Source organism: Synechococcus sp. H55.11 (assembly GCF_047462475.1).
GTDB lineage: Bacteria > Cyanobacteriota > Cyanobacteriia > Thermostichales > Thermostichaceae > Thermostichus.
Genome location: NZ_JANSJI010000074.1, coordinates 1 through 2,018 on the forward strand (window position 1 = coordinate 1; position 2,018 = coordinate 2,018).

The following is a 2,018-nucleotide window of genomic DNA, read 5'->3' on the forward strand; positions in this document are numbered from 1 at the left end:
TCAGCCCAAGCGCTCCGCGCCGCTCACGCGACCACCCCCAGCCCCTCTCCCAGAGGGAGAGGGGAGTTGCACTGCTGCCGAGCACAACTTTATTGCCTTGCTTGGGTCTTGCGGGGCTTTTTTAGTGATTCAAAGCCAAGGTTTTCCCTGCTACGACTGCTGCCATCTCCTGCAACAGATCCTCGGTCTCCTCCCAGCCGATGCAGCCGTCGGTGATGGAAACGCCGTACTTGAGTGGTGCCCCTTCCTGCCAGGTTTGCTTGCCTGGGTTGAGGTTGCTCTCCAGCATCAGCCCCATCAAGGCCCGCTGCCCTGCTTGGTACTGCCGCAGCACTGCCCGACAGACGGCTCCCTGCTGGCGGTAGTCTTTGTGGGAGTTGTCGTGGGAGCAGTCCACCATCACCGAGCGCGGGATCCCTTGATCCTTCATCAGCAGCGCCGCCCGCGCCACATCTTCCGGGCCGTAGTTGGTCTTGCCGCCGCCGCCGCGCAACACAATGTGCCGGTCTGGGTTGCCGGTGGTTTTCACCAGGGCCGTCATGCCGTCTTGGCCGATGCCCAGAAAACTGTGGGGGTGACTGGCGGAGAGAATGGCGTTGAGGGCAATTTCCAGCCGCCCGTCGGTGCCATTTTTGAAGCCCACGGGCATAGAGAGGCCACTGGCCATTTCCCGGTGGGTCTGGCTTTCGATGGTTCGGGCGCCGATGGCCGCCCAGCTCACCAGGTCTGCGGTGTATTGGGGAGTTACCGGATCCAACATTTCTGTGGCACAGGGCAAGCCCAGCTCGTTGATCTGCAATAGGATGGAACGGGCCAGTTGCAAGCCAGTGGCAATATCGCAGGAGCCGTCCAGGTGGGGATCATTAATGAGGCCCTTCCAGCCCACTGTGGTGCGCGGCTTCTCAAAATAGGTGCGCATCACAATCACCAGGTGCTCGCGGGTTCGATCGGCCACCCGCTTGAGGCGGTGGGCATACTCCAAGGCCGCTTCGGGATCGTGGATGGAACAGGGGCCGACAATCACCACCAAGCGATGGAGATCCCGCCCGTGGATGATGTCGCGGATGGCTTGCCGCGTGGAGAGCACCACTTGGGCTGCCGTTTCCGTCAGCGGCAGCTTGGCCTTGACAGCAGCAGGGGCAATCAAGGGAGTCACCTCTTGGATGTTGCAGTTGTCGGTTTGGGGGGGCATAGAACTGTCCTTCATCGTGGGCAAGATTGTGTGCAAGGGATGGGAAGTGAGGGAATGGAGCATCGAGCCATCAAAAAAGCCCTGGCACTGGGCTCAGGGCTTCAGGACTGACTCGGGTAAACCTAGGCTCTATGGTTTACGCGCCACCCTTCCGCCCTGGTCGTTGCCAGGGAAAGCTAAAGTAGCCAAAAAAGGGAGCGCGGCAGGTCATCTTCAGGGGAAGGAACTCGGAATCTGTACGAGATGAGTATAGCGGAAGTATACCCAAAAAGAAACTGGATTTACCAAGACGGGTTCAGGTTCTGGGTCGCTCCCAGGGTTCCCAGGCGCAGCCCAGAGGACGGTTTTCTCCCACCCAGATCAAGAAGCTTGCCCGCTCCGTAGCCATCACTCTGCGACGCTGTTGCAAGCGGGGCGAGGAGAAAAGCTTCAGGGCGGTGAGGGACTTCTTTCCGCCGCCTCAGCCCGACAAGGTCGCAGCGGCGAAAGCCCCGCAAGCCCGGTGGAAATCAAGAAAGTCAGCAGAACTCTGGGCTTCTGTCCTAGGAAACAGTTTTCAGAAGGATCTAGCCCGGACGGCAGCCGCTTCCTGGATTACCTCGTCTCCAGGCTGTAGCCCACTGTGGATCTCCACCTGATCCCCATAGCGGGATCCCACCACCACGGGCGTAAACAGCGGCTTGCCGTCCACCAGCCGGTACACGCCCGTAAGGCCGAACTGTTCTACCAGGTTTGCTTGGGGCAGGAGCAGGGCTTGGCGGGTTTCTCCTGCCAACTTCAGACGGCCCAGCATGCCCGGCATTGCTCCGGGGAGCGGGGGAATCTC

1 protein-coding gene and 1 pseudogene are annotated in these 2,018 nt (G+C 60.5%); both read right to left on the reverse strand.

Going from position 1 to position 2,018, the window contains the following annotated elements; translation table 11 throughout:
• Window positions 1-121 precede the first annotated feature (121 nt).
• Window positions 122-1,192 (reverse strand): 3-deoxy-7-phosphoheptulonate synthase, encoded by a 1,071-nt coding sequence (locus NW853_RS03250; RefSeq protein WP_414336186.1) that lies wholly within the window; start codon window positions 1,190-1,192, stop codon window positions 122-124.
• A gap of 556 nt (window positions 1,193-1,748) precedes the next feature.
• Window positions 1,749-2,018: pseudogene (locus tag NW853_RS03255) on the reverse strand (hypothetical protein); the annotation flags it as partial.